This window comes from Enterobacter hormaechei subsp. hoffmannii (assembly GCF_001729745.1).
GTDB lineage: Bacteria > Pseudomonadota > Gammaproteobacteria > Enterobacterales > Enterobacteriaceae > Enterobacter > Enterobacter intestinihominis.
This window is the reverse complement of record NZ_CP017186.1, coordinates 555,754-570,665: the sequence shown is the minus strand read 5'-3', so window position 1 is coordinate 570,665 and position 14,912 is coordinate 555,754. Positions and strand designations below refer to the sequence as shown.

The window sequence follows — 14,912 nt, the reverse complement described above, 5'->3', positions numbered from 1 at the left end:
CCGTTACGCCTCCTGTCCGGCAAGCGGCAACGCGAAGGTAAACACCGTGCCGTACGGCTCTCTGCGGCGCGCGCTCAGTTTTCCCCGGTGCCGTTCAATGATGCTGGCGCTGATGGTCAGCCCCATCCCCATTCCCTGCGCTTTGGTCGAATAGAACGAGTCAAAGATCCGCTCGGTGAGCTCCGGCTCAATGCCGCTGCCGGTATCGGCGATCTCAAAGATCACCTTCCCTTCGGCGCAGTTCGCGGTGGCGATCGTGATGCTGCACGGGCGATCCGTCACTTCCGCCATCGCTTCCATCGCATTCATCACCAGGTTAAGCAGCACCTGCTGGATCTGCACGCTGTCGCCGATGATAAAGCTGTCGCCAGCGTTCAGGAGATAATCAACGCTTATGTGTCGCAGCTCAAGTTCGCTGCGGGAGAGCATAATGATGTGGTGGATCAGGAAGTGCAGATCGATTCGCGTGAACGTGGGGTCCTGTTTGCGCGTCAGAGATTGAATGCTGCGGATGATCTCCCCTGCCCGCTCGCCCTCGGCGGCGATCTCCTCCAGCCCCTCGCGCACTTTGTCCAGCCGCGCCGGATCGCGGTTGAGCCAGCGCAGGCTCGCGCCGGCGTTCGAGACAATCGACATCAGCGGCTGGTTGATCTCGTGCGCGATCGAGGAGGTGAGTTGCCCGACGGTGGTGGCCCGTGAGACTCGCGCCAGATCCGCTTGCGCCACCCGCATCGCATCTTCCGCCGCCCGCTGGCTGGTGATGTCGGTAATGATGCCGTAATACTCATTCACCTCGCTGCCCACGCCCACCGGATCGCCAATCCCGAGGATGTAGCGAACGGAGCCGTCGGTGCGGATAATGCGAAACTCCGCGCGCATCGACAGCCCGTCACGCACGCTCTGATTAACGAGGTTACCGATCCGGCCATAATCATCCTCATGCACGAAGGTCAAAAACTCCGCCATTGAGATCATCTTTTGCTGCTCCGGCAGGCCAAGAATACGGGCGTACTCTTCGGACATAAACATCAGATCCTGCACCAGCTCCCAGCGCCAGCTGCCGGTATGGCTGATCTGCTCACCCAGCATCAGCGAGGTCTGGCTGGCGCGCAGCTCTTTCTCCACCCGTCGGCGGTGGATGTTTTCCGCCAGCAGCTCGGCGTAGAGCCTCGCCGTCTCCAACGAAACCGCCGCCTGCGCGCCCAGCAGGCTGACCACGCGCGAATGTTCGGCGGTAAACACTTCCGGCATCAGGCGGTTTTCCAGATACAGCACCCCCACCAGTCGCGCCTGTTTGAACATCGGGACACACATCACGGCGGCGCCGGACGTCACCAGATAAGGATCCTGGCTGAACGGGTGAAATTCCTCCGGTTTGCCGGTGCGGATCTCCTGCCCGGTGCGGATCACCGCGGCCAGCACCGACAGCGGCATGTCCGTCGCCATCGGTGTCTCTTTCAGGATGCGAACCCGCACCCCGTCGGTGCTGGTCCAGGCGCTGGCTTCGATCTCCGGGATGTGATTATCGCTGACGCGAAGCAGCAGGCCACGCTGCGCCCCGGCCCGTTCAAGCAGCAGCGTCATCAGGTTTTCAATTAAACGCTCGAGGTTGATTTCTTCGGACAAGGCGCGTGAGGCTTTGATGACGCTCTGTAAATCGCGGATCACCTCGTTCTGGGCAAATGCCACGGTGTCGTACGCGCGGCTCTGCCCGGAGGCCAGCAGATGCGGAAAATCCTGCTCCAGCTGACGCACCTTGGCCTGCGCCCCGGCGCGGCTCCAGGCGGCAATCGAACCGCGGAAATGGGCGTCGGAGGCGGTCGGGTAGCCGCAGGCCAGCGAGAAACGCCCTGCCAGCTCGTGGGCCAGGGCATTGATCGGGTTAAACCCGCCCTCCCGCGAGAGCCGCACCGCCTTTTCATACTGCTCCAGCGCGATGCTGTTCATGCCGTCCAGACGGACGATTTCGGCATAAATCAGCGCCTCTTTATCGGCAAACGTGCCCGGATTGATCCGCGCCCAGAGGGCAATTTTGTCGTAATGGTGATGAATACTGCGGCGATAATCCGCCGAGAAGGTCTCCGGCGTGAGCTGGCGGGAGAGCGCCAGCGCGCTGTAAAAATGGTAATCCAGCAGATGGATATGGCCCGGCGCGGACCACGCATACCAGCCCGCCCTCTCTAAATCCGCCTGCGCGTCGGCGTATTCGCCGCAGGTAAAGTGCGCCATCCCGCGATAGAGCCAGTACCAGAACAGCATGGTCGAGGTCTGCTCGGGCGCCTGCTCCGGCGGTGCGGGCAGCAGATCGTCAGGCAGCGCCTGGGCGGCGCTCCATGTGCCCGTCACCGGCGTGCGTAAAAACTCCACGTAGCGGCGCTGAATGTGCAGAACGGTTTCAATGTCCTGATAATCCGTTTTACGCACAAAGGCCAGACCGCGATCGATGCTGGTCAACACGCCGTCCAGATGATCGCCCCGGGAGAGGAAGTTAATGATCTGGTGACAGGCCGCGAAGCAGGCCATCGTCATGTCGCCGTGGGTCACCGCCGAGGTAAAGCAGGCCTTGGCGCACTCGATAGTGTACGACAGCGGCTGGGTCCAGACACTGAGCTGGTCGAGCGGCAGCAGAGTTTTAGCTTCATAGGCATCATAGCCGTGGCGGTTCACCAGCTCACGGGCCAGCGTGCCGTACTCAAACCCGAGACGGTATTCGGCGTAGCGGTGGCCAATCAGCACGCCAAACCAGGCCATCGCCGTGGTGGATGCGCCGGTTATGCCGCGATCGAGCGTGAGGTGCATCATCCGGCACAGGAGTAAAAAGTGCAGGCGCGGGCAGGTAAAGCTGGCGAAAATACTGGCGCTGTAAAGCAGGTTCATTACCGCTTCGGTCTCCGCGCTCTCCATCAGCTTAAGCTGAGTAAACGGGTTCTGCGGCGCGTCGGCGGTGCGTTGACAGAACTGCTGCCAGGCCTCGTCACATTCGGCATTTTCCGGGTAGCGGCTGATCTGGATCCCGAACACGCCCAGCCAGCATAACGACGCCTCCAGCGCCAGGCGGATCTCCGACTGCCGCATATAGACTTCCGCCAGCAGGTTAGCGGCCAGCGCTTTCTCCGTCAGCCCGCCCGGTGAGCCGAGGATCGTATCGCACAGCGCGCGCGTGCGCTCCAGGTGCCCGAGCGCGAACTCACAGCCCGCCTCTTCGATATCCAGCATAAAGTCCGAGACCGGACCCGCGTTCCCCAGCGCTCTGGCGGTCTGGATGTAACTTAAGGCGGAAAGGTAATCGCCGGTACGCTTCGCACGCCGCGCGGCCTGGAGGCTCAGCTCACGGAATCTCTGGCGCTGCGGCGCAGGCTGGATGCAGTCCAGCGCGGCGCTGACGTGGTGAACCGCGCGGAACAGCAGTTCGTTACCCGCCGTCTGCCGCGCGGCATCCGCCAGCAGGCTGGCGGTGGTCAGGTGCAGATGGCTTTTCTCGCCCTCATCCAGCAGGGCAAAGGCGGCTTCCTGCACCCGATCGTGGGTAAAAGCGTACTCTTTCTCCGTCAGCACTATCAGCTGAGCGGTAACCGCCGGATGAAGGGCGTAGCGGATTTCCGCCGCCGACTGCCCCACCACGCGGCACAGCATCTCCAGCTCGCCCGTGCAGCCGAGGCAGGCGATGCTGCCCAGCAGGCGGCGCGTCTCGTCGGGCATCTCTTTGAGCTGTTCAAGCACCAGCGTCACCACGTTCTCGGTGTAATGCCGGGCGCGGATGGCCTGGAGATCGTAATGCCATTTCCCCTGATATTTGTTGTGCACCACCAGTCCGTCATCGACGATGCGGCGGAAAAATTCCTGAACGAACAGCGGGTTGCCGCCGGTTTTTTCATGGATCAGCGTGGCAAGATCGGAGGTGCCGGTACTGCGGGCATGAAAAATCCCCCCGAGCCAGCGTGCCACGGCCTTCACCGACAGCGGCTGCGGCACGATCGTCATGGCATGCTGCGCCGCCTCCGGCAGGCTCGCCAGCGTGGTCTGCAAGCTGGGATCAGAAAGCGAACTGAGATCGCGGTGCGCCACCACCACCAGCAGCGGGATGGCGCCGCAGGCGCGCAGCAGGTGATCGAGCGTTTGCAGGCTGGCGGCGTCGATCCACTGCACATCATCCAGCAGCAGCACCAGCGGCGCGCCCTGGGTGGCGAAGGTTTTCACCAGCGCCAGCACCATATGGCTGAAGCGCGCCCGCGCGTCGATGGAAAATGTATCCGCAGAGAAACGCGGTTTGTTCTCAAGAAATAAATTCAGCTCCGGCACCAGGCTTACAGCCAGCTCCTCGAAGCCTTCCAGCGCGCGCGACAGGCGGATTTTCCACGTCGCCACCTCCCCGGCTGGCAGCCCGAGCAGGTGCAGCGTGAGCGTCCGAAACGCCGAACTCAGCACGCCGTAGGGCAGCGTGGGAGAGTATTGATCGACCTTGCCCACCGCCAGCAGCACCTTGCGCTGTTGCAGCGATTTCAGGGTGGTGGCGATCACGGAAGATTTGCCGATCCCCGACGGACCGCCAATCGTCACCAGTTCCGGCGCACCGCTCTGGCTGACCCGCTCAAACGCGGCGATGACATCGCTGGCCTGCGGATGCGCAGAGAAAAGCGAATCGGCAAGATGGATCGCCGGAGAGCGATCCTGCTGGCCGGGAATAAAGTCGACGATCTCACCTTCGGCGGTCAGCGTCGCCTGGCAGCGCCTGAGGTCGGCAATCAGCCCGTCGACGGTCTGATAGCGATTCTCCGGATTCTTCTCCAGCAGCTTAAGGATAATGGTCGAGAGCATGCCGGGTACGTCCGGACGCACCCGGCCCGGCGCAAGCGGCTCGGAGGCAATGTGGTAATGCGCCCAGTTAGTCTGGTCATCAGCGCTCAGTTCAAACGGCAATCGCCCGGTCAGAAGTTCATAAAGCACGATACCCAGACTGTAGAGATCGCTCCGGCTGTCGACGGCGCGCCGGGTACGCGTGGTGTGTTCCGGTGACATGTAGGCGGGCGTGCCGCCAGACGCGGCAAGCCGGGACTGGGAGAATGCGTCGGAGGTGGCGCAGGAAAGACCAAAGCTGCACAGACGGCTGGTGGCGTCGTGATGAACGAAGATCGACCAGGGTTTGATATCGCCGTGGATCAGGTTGTGCAGATGCATCTGGCGCAGGGGACCGCAGATGCGGATCGCCATCTCGATAAAGCGGGCGATCCCGGAAATCGCCTTACCTGCCCGGCACGCCAGCAGTTCAAAGCAGAACGGCGCGTAGACCAGCGCAAAACGTCCGCGGTACTGGGTTGAAGCGACGGGCCGGATAGCCCAGCCGTCGTGAAGTCGATCGCGCAGGGCAAACTCGTTTTTAAGCAGCCGCGTTGCCCGCTCCTCTTCTTCATCACTGACCGCGGTGGCAATAATAAACGAACCGCCGGACTGGGGATGCCGCCCGTTCATCCAGGAGATGCCGCCCTCCTGCGCCAGCACGGTAAAAATAACATCCTCTTTCAGAACAAAAGCCCGCCCTTCATGGAGACTTCCCCGGGCGGGCCAAAATGCAGGCGACGTTTGTTCGTTCATCCGCGATCCTTATTGTCGGCGGGTCAGCTCCCGCTGAATATGATCCAGCAGAATATCGATGTTAATCGGCTTACGCAAAAATGCAGCGGCGCCCAGGCTGAGTGCATACCGCTGCATATTTTCATCCGCATGGCCGGAGATAAACAGTATTGGCGGCGGCGGCGTGGCCAGCAACCGCAGCTTCTCAAACAGCTCGATCCCGTTCATGCCGCGCAGCTTGATGTCGGTGATCACCAGCGACGCGCCGGACAGGGCGAGAGGGTGGCTCAAAAACACCTCTGCCGAATCGAAGGTATCGGTAGCATACCCTTCCGATTGCAGCAGGTTACTGAGCCCGCTGCGAACAGAGCGTTCGTCATCAATGATGGCAATGCGCCACGGCAGCGTCATGCTGTCTTTCCTCAAACAATTCGTTACGCGTCGCGGCTTTCCTTCGCGGGCGCTGGGGGCGCGGTACCGCTGATTTTCGGTACGCATTCATGACGAAACCAGGCCAGGGTCAGCGGTTCGCGGCTCACCAGACGCCGTCCGATGGGGATCAGTTGTTCACCCACCAGCATGCCGAACAGGCCAAGCAGCGCGACGACCGGCGGCGCCGGGGAATGCACGTCGAGCAGGGCGTAAATTACCCCAGCCGCGACCCCGCACACCAGCGAAATAATCCAGGCCTTCATGATGACGCTCCGGTCAGGTGCTGAACGTGGGGAACCGTCACCTGCACGCCAGCGGGATTATCGCGGGATAAAAGATGACGCATCGCCTGTTCCCCTGCCAGCATACCCAGCAGGCCAATCAGCGCCAGCGCGGGCGGTGCGGGGGAACGCACCTTCAGCACGGCATACATCAGGCCAATCAGCACGCCTGCCGCGAGGGATATCAACCCTGTACTCATTGTGAACTCCAGAGAAAAAGGCAGTGACGAGCCGGATGAGGGACCAGCCCGCCGCCGGGATTTAGCGTGCCGGAACCGGCGCTAAGGTACGGTGCTCGCTCTTCTGGCGAGACGGCGCTTTGTGCACCATGGTGTAGGCATAATCCACGCCCATGCCGTAGGCGCCGGAGTGCTCGCGCACGATATCCATCACCGCGGTATAGGTCTCTTTATGTGCCCAGTCACGCTGCCACTCCAGCATCACCTGCTGCCAGGTCACCGGGATCACGCCCGCCTGGATCATGCGCTGCATCGCGAAGTCGTGGGCTTCTTTGGAGGTGCCGCCGGACGCGTCCGCCACCATATAAATTTCGTAGTCCCCTTCCAGCATCGCGCACAGGGCAAAGCTGTTGTTGCACACTTCGGTCCACAGGCCCGCGACAACCACCTTCTTCTTGCCGTTAGCCTTCAGCGCGTCACGCACCTTCTGGTCGTCCCAGGAGTTCATGGAGGTACGCTCCAGAATGTCCTGGCCCGGGAACACGTCCAGCAGCTCAGGATAGGTGTTACCGGAGAAGCTTTCGGTCTCTACGGTGGTGATGATGGTCGGGATGTTGAACACTTTTGCCGCTTTCGCCAGCGCCACGGTGTTGTTTTTCAGCACCTGGCGGTCAATAGACTGCACGCCAAACGCCATCTGCGGCTGGTGGTCGATGAAGATGATCTGACAGTTGGCTGGGGTTAAGACTTCGAGCTTTGTAGTGGTCATAAGATTATCCAGTGAGGTTAAAGGTTAAAATCGCCGCGAACAGCACGCCGATAAAATCGCATTCATCCTATGACCCACGCCGCTGGCGCGTAATTATCTCTTCGTATAGTTAACCTTAGGTATAGTTATACTTTGGTATACCTATCCTATTGTATAACTGGATCTTTCCCGAAACCGGTTCCCATAATCCTGACCATTCCCCTCTCAGTCAGGAGCAGTTATGGTTACCCTCGGTAAAGCCGATCTCATTCTGGTTAACGGCCAGTTTCACACCGTCGATCGCGAGAACCCTCTCGCGGAAGCCGTTGCCGTGCGCGACGGCAAATTCCTGGAAGTGGGCACCGTCGCCGAGGTGATGCAACACCACTGCGACGGCACTAAGGTGGTCGACGTAAAAGGCCACACCGCCATCCCCGGCCTGAACGACTCGCACCTGCACCTGATCCGCGGCGGGCTGAACTACAACCTCGAGCTGCGCTGGGAAGGCGTACCGTCCCTGGCAGATGCCCTGCGCATGCTGAAAGAGCAGGCCCTGCGCACGCCGTCGCCCCAGTGGGTGCGCGTGGTGGGCGGCTGGAGCGAGTTCCAGTTTGCCGAGCGCCGTATGCCGACGCTGGATGAAATCAACGACGCCGCGCCGGATACGCCGGTGTTTATCCTGCACCTGTACGACCGCGCCCTGCTCAACCGCGCCGCGCTGAAGGTGGTCGGCTACACCAGGGACACGCCGAATCCGCCGGGCGGGGAGATCCAGCGCGACGCCAACGGCAACCCGACCGGGATGCTGATCGCCCGCCCGAACGCCATGATCCTGTACTCAACCCTCGCCAAAGGGCCGAAGCTGCCGCTGGAGCAGCAGGTCAACTCCACGCGCCAGTTCATGCGCGAGCTGAACCGCCTGGGGCTGACCAGTGCCATCGACGCGGGCGGCGGCTTCCAGAACTACCCGGAAGATTACGAGGTAATTGCCGAGCTGCACGAGAAAAAGCAGATGACCATCCGCATCGCCTACAACCTGTTTACCCAGCGTCCGGGCCACGAGCTGGAAGACTTTGAAAAATGGACCGACATGCTCACGCCGGGCCAGGGCAGCGACTTCTTCCGCCACAACGGCGCGGGCGAGATGCTGGTCTTCTCCGCCGCCGATTTTGAAGACTTCCTCGAGCCGCGCCCGGATCTCGCGCCGGGCATGGAGGACGAGCTGGAGCGCGTGGTGCGCCATCTGGTCGAACACCGCTGGCCATTCCGCCTGCACGCTACCTATAACGAATCCATCAGCCGCATGCTGGATGTGTTCGAGAAGGTGAACCGCGACATTCCGTTCAACGGGCTGCACTGGTTCTTCGACCACGCCGAAACCGTGTCACAGGCCAACATCGACCGCATCAAAGAACTGGGCGGCGGCATTGCCGTGCAGCACCGCATGGCCTTCCAGGGGGAATATTTCGCCGAGCGTTACGGCATCGAAGCCACCCGCCACACGCCGCCGGTGGCGAAAATGCTGGAGACCGGCGTGCCGGTGGGCTTAGGCACCGACGCCACCCGCGTGGCGAGCTATAACCCGTGGACCGCGCTCTACTGGCTGGTCTCCGGCCGCACCGTTGGCGGGATGCAGATGTACGATCACAGCGCCCGTCTGGATCGCGATACCGCCCTGATGCTCTGGACCCAGGGCAGCGCGTGGTTCTCCAGCGAGCAGAACCAGAAGGGGCAGATCAAAACGGGCCAGCTCGCGGATCTGGCGGTGCTCAGCAAAGATTACTTCCGCGTGCCGGAAGAGGAGATCAAGGGCATCGAGTCCGTCCTCACCGTGGTCAACGGCGATATCGTCTACGCCGCTGGCAGCTTTGGCCCGCTCGCGCCGCCCGCCATTCCGGTCCTGCCCGAGTGGTCCCCGGTGGTGAAAGTGCCGGGCCACTACCGCAGCGCGCCGCCGCAGGCCGCACGCGTCGGCATGAGCGCCGTCCACCACTGCAGCGGCCCGTGCGGGGTTCATAGCCACCAGCATGATTTCGCCCGCACGTCAGAGATGCCAGTGTCCGACGATAACGCTTTCTGGGGGGCGCTGGGCTGCAGCTGCTTTGCATTCTGATGAAACATAATGACGCTTCATCCCGGATCGATCCGGGGCTGTTCTTCCTGCGCCTGACCGGCAGCCTGCTGCTGCTGTACGTGCACGGCCTGCCTAAGGTGCTCCACTTCAGCGAAGAGCTGACGCGCATCGAAGATCCGTTTGGTTTCGGACCTTACGCGAGCCTGATCCCGGCGATCGTCGCCGAGGTCATCTGCCCGCTGTTTATCATTGCAGGGATTTACACCCGCCTGGCGTGCCTGCCGATTATCGCCGTGCTGCTGGTGGCGATGCTGGCGGTGCACCCGGACTGGTCGATTGCCGAAGGGCAGTTTGGCTGGCTGCTGCTGATTATCTTCACCACCCTCGCCCTCACCGGACCGGGCCAGTGGCGGCTGCAGCGTAAGACGACGGAGAGGTTCGCATGACCCAGGTTAACGACGTTCGCGACGCACACGTCGAGACGACGCCCGCATCGGCGGCTTCGCCCTGGCAGCCGCTGAGCCAGCCGGTGTTCCGCATGCTGTGGATCGCCACGGTGGTCTCTAACGTCGGCTCATGGATGAGCGACGTCGGTATCAACTGGAGCATGCTGACGCTCAGCGCCGATCCGCTGGATATCGCGCTGGTGCAGGCGGCCAGCAGCCTGCCGATGTTCCTCTTCGCCCTGCCGTCCGGGGTGATGGCGGACATCGTTGACCGACGAAAATACCTGCTCTTCTCCCAGCTATGGGTATTCATCGCCGCTGCCGGGCTGACGCTGCTCTCTTTTACCGGACACGTCACCCCCACCGTTCTGCTGGCGGCAACGTTTCTGCTGAGCGTGGGCGCGGCCATGAGCTCGCCGCCGTTTCAGGCGATTGTGCCTGACCTGGTGAGCAAGCCCGAGCTGGGTTCCGCCGTGGCGCTTAACTCGCTCGGGGTCAACATCAGCCGGGCGATTGGCCCGGCGCTGGGCGGTTTCCTGCTGTCGCTGGCCGGGCCGTGGATGGTGTTTGCGCTTAACGCGCTATCCGTGGTCGGCGTGGCGTGGGTGCTGTGGCGCTGGCGTCCGGCGCCTTCCGTGCAGCGGCTGCCGCCGGAGCACTTCTTCTCGGCGGTGCGGTCCGGCATTCGCTACGTGCACGCCGCCCCGGTGCTGCGCAACGTGCTGGTGCGTACCGTGGCGTTCTTCGTTTTCGGCAGCGCGGGCTGGGCGTTACTGCCGCTGGTGGCGCGCCGCGAGCTGGGCTTAGGCCCGGCGGGCTACGGCGTGATGCTGGCGTGTATCGGCCTGGGGGCGATTGCCGGGGCGATCCTGCTGCCGCGCCTGCGCCAGCGGCTGAATGCCGATCGGCTGATGGTGGCCGCCAGCCTGACGTTTGCCCTCACCATGCTGGCGCTGGCGTTCGTGCGCCACTTCTGGCTGCTCAACCTGTTTGAGTTTTTCACCGGCTTCGCGTGGATTGCGGTGCTGTCGACCCTCAACCTTGGCGCACAGCGCAGCGCCGCCCGCTGGGTAAAAGCCCGGGCGCTGGCTGTGTATCTGACGGTGTTCTTCGGCTCGATGACCGCAGGCAGCGCCGTCTGGGGGCAGATCGCCTCGCAGTTCGGCACCCCGACCTCGCTGGTGGTTGCCACGCTGGGGATGGTGCTGGCAAGCGCGACGGCGTTCCGCTGGAAGCTTGAGAAAGATCCGAATTTAAATCTCGACCTGAGCGGGCAGCCGCTGGACGGCGTGGAGATTGAACTCCCGAACGAGCGCGGCCCGGTGCTGGTGTCGCACGAGTACATCATCGACCCACAGGACGCGAAAGCGTTTTTGCAGGCCGTGCACGAGCTACGCCGGGTGCGCCGCCGCGCCGGAGCGATGAGCTGGGCGGTGTACGAGGATATCGAACGTCCAGGGCTGTTTATCGAGACCTTCCTGATGGGTTCCTGGATCGAGCATCTGCGCCAGCAGGAGCGCCACACCATGAATGACCTCCTGTTGCAGAGCCGCGTTCTGGCTTTTCATCAGGGCACAACATCACCGGCAATTCGCTATCTGGTCGCGCCGGTATAACCATAACGATCACCTGCACAGGAACACACTATGGCACTGTTTAAGGCAAAAGACGGCACGCAGATTTACTACAAAGACTGCGGCGCGGGCAAACCGATCCTCTTCAGCCACGGCTGGCCGTTGGACGGCGACATGTGGGACAGCCAGCTGAACTACCTGGCCGAGCGCGGCTTCCGCGCCATCGCCTTTGACCGTCGCGGCTTTGGGCGTTCGGATCAGCCGTGGAGCGGCTATGACTACGACACCTTTGCGTCCGACATTAACGACCTGATTACTACCCTGGATCTGCGCGACGTAACGCTGGTGGGCTTCTCCATGGGCGGCGGCGACGTGACCCGCTACATCAACAACTACGGCAGCGAACGCGTGGCTGGTCTGGCGCTGCTGGGCGCGGTCACTCCAATCTTCGGCAAATCTGACGCCTTCCCGCAGGGTGTGGATCAGAGCGTGTTCGACAGCATCCGAGACGGACTGCGTAAAGATCGCGCCCAGTTCATCAGCGACTTCGCCACCCCGTTCTACGGCACCAACGCCGGGCAGACCGTTTCCGCGGGTGCCCTGACGCAGACGCTGAACATCGCTCTGCTGGCGTCCCTCAAGGGCACCATCGACTGCGTGACCGCCTTCGCCGAAACCGACTTCCGTCCGGATATGGCGAAAATCGACGTGCCGACGCTGGTGATCCACGGCAGCAACGACCAGATCGTGCCGTTTGAAAGTACCGGCAAGCTGGCGGCGGAGATGATCAAAAACGCCACGCTGAAGGTGTACGACAACGCGCCGCACGGCTTCGCGCTGACCCACCAGGATCAGCTGAACGAAGATCTGCTGGCGTTTGTGAAGTCGCTGTAAGTCATTACGCGAAGCCTGATGGCGCTTCGCTTATCAGGCCTACAAGGGCTGGTCCTGTAGGCCGGGTAAGGCGCAGCCACCACCCGGCGCTTTCGCAGACGCATTCCGCTCCGCCAGCAGCCGACAAATCTCCGCATGCTTCTCTTCGGTAAAGGTAAAGCGCGACATAAAGCCCATGCGGATCAGCGAGCCTATCGCCGGTAACAAACAAATGCCAAAGAACAGCCCCGACAGTACGCTGTCGCTCTGTGACTGCGCCTGCGGCACATAATTGATCATCGTCAGAAACACGCCGATTAACCCGCCGCCCACCGCCACCGACATCTTGCCGGTAAAGGTCTGCCCGGAGAAGGTGATCGCTGCGCAGCGCTTGTTAGTGTGGTACTCCGCGTACTCGATGGTGTCGGCAATCATCGACGAGGTGAGGATGTTGGTCATCATCACGAACAGCGTGCTCAGGCCGAGCAGGATAAACAGCAGCGCCGTGTGCTGATAGCCCGTGAACCACATCACCACGCGCACCGCCACGTCCAGCCCGCAGAGGATCATAAACAGCTTCCGCTTCTGCATCCGGCGCGTCAGCAGCGGGGCGACCAGGCACAGCACCGCCGCCACTATCCCCATCACGCCAATTGCCATTTGCAGGCTGCCGTCGCCCATGTTGTTGATAAAGAAGTAGATATAGAGTCCGCCCGCCACGTTATGGAACACGCAGAAAAAGAACGACAGCAGGACGATAAACAGCGGCTTGTTCTGGCGCAGGTTGTGGAAGGTGTCGCGCATCGTCACCTTTTCCGGGCTGGGCGGGACGCGCTCTTTGATCTGCATAAAGCCGTTGAGCATCAGCGGCAGCCCCACCAGCATCATCACCAGCGCCGCCATAAAGTAGCCTTTATCGTTGCTGTACTGGGCAAAGAACGCCGCCAGCTTCGGGAAAAAGATATTGGCGCAGGCAATCCCGGCGTTCACCCCGAGCATCGCCGCCGTTACCGCGCGGGTGCGCTGGCCGGAGTCGTTGGTCATCACCGACGACATCGACCAGAACGGGATATCGGAGATGGCGTACAGCGTCCCCCACAGGATATACGTCACCCCGGCGTAGAGGATTTTGGTGGTCATGTCCGCTTCGATTTTATAGAACGCCAGCAGAGTGACGCCGGTAATCAGCAGCGGCGCAATCAGTAAAAAGTGGCGAAACTTGCCAAACCGGCTGTTAATGGTGTCCATAATGCTGGCAAACAGCGGATCGTGAACCGCGTCCCACGCGCGGGCAATCAGGAAGATGGTACTTGCCGCCAGCGCCGAGATCCCCAGCACGTCGGTGTAAAAATAGTTTATAAACGAACCCACTAAACCAAAGCTAAAACACTGACCTAAACCATAGCCAAAGTAGGACCATAACTCGCGAGACGGTATTTTCATTGTCATTGCCATAGTGCGTACCTGGTTGCCCGGCGACAGCGCGCCGGGTCGTTATTATTAGCCCTGCGGATCCGGGGCGATATTGCGCAGCTTCTTCATCAGCGCGATTTCAGCGCGTGAAAACGGGATACCGTTCTCCTCGAACACGTCGTGGAACCACAGGCGGCAGTAGTCCGTGGACTCCTTCATCACCACCGGCCACGGCAGCCAGGTCTGGGTTTTACCGCGCACCAGCCCCCACTGATACGGCGCGACCTTTGCCATGTACATCAGCGGGAGCTGCTCTTCGATGGTGCCGCCCACGTGACGCGCCAGCCATTCGGTGCAGAAGATTGGGCGGCCCAGCGCCTGAAGTTGCTGGATAATCGCCGTCATGCGCCCGGTATTGGTGTAGGCGTGATAGCTCACCACGTCCGACAGTTCCAGCGCGGTCTGGTCCAGCGGGTGCTGATAAAACGTCTCGCCCTCCTCTTCCGCCGGCAGACGCCAGGCGCAGACGGTAAGCGGCTGGGTCGGATCTTCCTCACGCACCCAGCGGAACGCCAGCTTCATCAACTCGTGCGCGCAGGTCTCCAGCTTCTCGTCGTACAGCACCTCTTCCGTGCCTGTCGCGAAAATGCCGCGGTTGCCCGGCTCGTTATACAGATCCCAGAGCAACACGCGCTTATCCTCGCGGAACTGGCGCACAACGTCGCGGATATAGCGCTCAATCTGTGGCCAGCAGTCTCGATCGCACACCTTGTCGCGCCCCGGGCTCGCCGCCGCCTGGCTGTTGTGTTTGCCCGGTACGGGCGGCTTTTGCGGGCCGAGGTACGGCTCGTCGCCGGAGAAACCGCAGTCGTCCATCAGGGTCAGCATGGTGCTGAACCCTTGGTCGTCGGCAATCGTCAAAAAGCGGTCGATGCGCGCCATCAGCCCGTCGCGGTCGTGCTCCCATACGATAAACGGCAGGTTGATGCGCAGGGTGTTATAGCCCGCGTCCGCCGCCCAGCCCAGCTCGCGGTCGATAGTGGCGGGATCGAAGGTCTCTTCCTGCCAGATATCGGTCCAGTTCACCGCTGTCGACGGCAGATAGTTGAACCCGCACAGCCAGCCTTTTTGCTGATACCACGCCTGTGCCTGTTCTTTACTCCACTGCTCTTTCATTACGCATCCTCTTGCTGATAATGTTTAGCTAATAAATATTAGCTGCGGGATAAATGCGCAAATCGCGATGCAAAGAAAAGCGACGCCTCTCACAAAGTTCACGCTTCGATGAATGAGAAACGTGATCGGCGGCGCTAAAGCGTGCGGT

Annotated in this window: 11 protein-coding genes; 4 read left to right on the top strand and 7 right to left on the bottom strand. The window is 61.6% G+C overall.

The window, feature by feature from the left end:
• Positions 1–3: 3 nt before the first annotated feature.
• The 5 genes from BFV65_RS02670 to BFV65_RS02650 form a co-directional block, all read right to left on the bottom strand.
• A complete protein-coding gene (locus BFV65_RS02670) occupies positions 4–5,589 on the bottom strand; it encodes a trifunctional serine/threonine-protein kinase/ATP-binding protein/sensor histidine kinase (RefSeq protein WP_069596208.1) in 5,586 nt (1,861 codons plus the stop codon).
• Between the two features lie 9 nt (positions 5,590–5,598).
• Positions 5,599–5,979, bottom strand: coding sequence for a response regulator transcription factor (locus tag BFV65_RS02665; RefSeq protein ID WP_006810275.1), 381 nt, complete (start codon positions 5,977–5,979; stop codon positions 5,599–5,601).
• A gap of 23 nt (positions 5,980–6,002) precedes the next feature.
• The gene (locus BFV65_RS02660) at positions 6,003–6,263 is read right to left on the bottom strand and encodes a XapX domain-containing protein (protein ID WP_006810276.1); all 261 of its coding nucleotides are present in this window, start codon (positions 6,261–6,263) and stop codon (positions 6,003–6,005) included.
• On the bottom strand, positions 6,260–6,481 hold the full coding sequence (locus BFV65_RS02655) for a DUF1427 family protein (protein WP_022646923.1): 222 nt from the start codon (positions 6,479–6,481) through the stop codon (positions 6,260–6,262). The genes BFV65_RS02660 and BFV65_RS02655 overlap by 4 nt, the downstream gene beginning before the upstream one ends.
• Before the next feature lie 61 nt (positions 6,482–6,542).
• Positions 6,543–7,229, bottom strand: coding sequence for a hydrolase (locus tag BFV65_RS02650; protein ID WP_022646922.1), 687 nt, complete (start codon positions 7,227–7,229; stop codon positions 6,543–6,545).
• Positions 7,230–7,449: 220 nt separating this feature from the next.
• On the opposite strand from BFV65_RS02650, the gene BFV65_RS02645 reads away from it, so the two are divergent.
• From BFV65_RS02645 to BFV65_RS02630, 4 genes are read left to right on the top strand one after another with little or no spacing between them, the layout of a single operon-like run.
• Positions 7,450–9,321, top strand: a complete 1,872-nt coding sequence (locus BFV65_RS02645) for an amidohydrolase (protein WP_069596207.1) — start codon at positions 7,450–7,452, stop codon at positions 9,319–9,321.
• Positions 9,321–9,728: a DoxX family protein gene (locus BFV65_RS02640; protein ID WP_069596206.1), complete on the top strand. Its 408-nt coding sequence runs from the start codon at positions 9,321–9,323 to the stop codon at positions 9,726–9,728. Before BFV65_RS02645 ends, BFV65_RS02640 begins: the two co-directional genes overlap by 1 nt.
• The gene (locus tag BFV65_RS02635; RefSeq protein ID WP_058647026.1) at positions 9,725–11,344 is read left to right on the top strand and encodes an MFS transporter; all 1,620 of its coding nucleotides are present in this window, start codon (positions 9,725–9,727) and stop codon (positions 11,342–11,344) included. The genes BFV65_RS02640 and BFV65_RS02635 overlap by 4 nt, the downstream gene beginning before the upstream one ends.
• Before the next feature lie 30 nt (positions 11,345–11,374).
• Positions 11,375–12,196, top strand: a complete 822-nt coding sequence (locus tag BFV65_RS02630; RefSeq protein WP_069596205.1) for an alpha/beta fold hydrolase — start codon at positions 11,375–11,377, stop codon at positions 12,194–12,196.
• Positions 12,197–12,235: 39 nt separating this feature from the next.
• Here BFV65_RS02630 and BFV65_RS02625 read toward each other — a convergent pair whose 3' ends face one another.
• Positions 12,236–13,630 (bottom strand): MFS transporter, encoded by a 1,395-nt coding sequence (locus tag BFV65_RS02625; RefSeq protein ID WP_063152448.1) that lies wholly within the window; start codon positions 13,628–13,630, stop codon positions 12,236–12,238.
• A gap of 45 nt (positions 13,631–13,675) precedes the next feature.
• Entirely contained in the window at positions 13,676–14,764 is a 1,089-nt protein-coding gene (locus BFV65_RS02620; protein ID WP_069596204.1) for a cellulase family glycosylhydrolase, read from the bottom strand.
• Positions 14,765–14,912: the final 148 nt, after the last annotated feature.